A 469-nucleotide genomic window follows, 5' to 3' on the forward strand; every position below is an offset into this window, starting at 1 on the left:
GACGCTGAACATCGGGCAGAACCTGGTGTTCAAGGACGACGGGCCGAACATCACCACCACCGGCGTGGAGCCGACGCTGACAGTGGACGAAACGGTGCTGGCGACCGACGCCACCCAGAGCTTCGCCGCCAACTTCAACTCGGCGTTTGGCGCCGACGGGGCCGGTACCCTGACCTATGCGCTGGGCGTGGTGGCCGGGGCTTCCGGGCTGATCGACACGGCCTCGGGCCAGGCGGTGAACCTGTCGCTCAACGGCACCGTGGTCGAAGGGCGTACAGCCCTCAGTAACCTGCTGGTGTTCACGGTCAGCGTGGCCGCCAATGGCAGCGTCACGCTCGACCAGAGCCGCGCCGTGGTGCATGCCAACACAAGCAATCCTGATGATTCGACGAGCCTGACCTCGGACAACCTGGTAACGCTGACCGCGACCAAGACCGACGGGGACGGCGACAGCGCCCTGGCGACGCTG

The 469-nt window shown here is 66.5% G+C and carries 1 protein-coding gene; it reads left to right on the forward strand.

Features of this window, described 5'->3' with window-relative positions:
- A partial coding sequence (locus ACM6G4_RS20680) for a DUF5801 repeats-in-toxin domain-containing protein (RefSeq protein WP_414914505.1) occupies nt 1–469 on the forward strand: 469 nt, incomplete at both ends.

Source organism: Pseudomonas sp. IT-P258, from assembly GCF_949767825.1.
GTDB classification, from domain to species: Bacteria; Pseudomonadota; Gammaproteobacteria; order Pseudomonadales; family Pseudomonadaceae; genus Aquipseudomonas; species Aquipseudomonas monachiensis.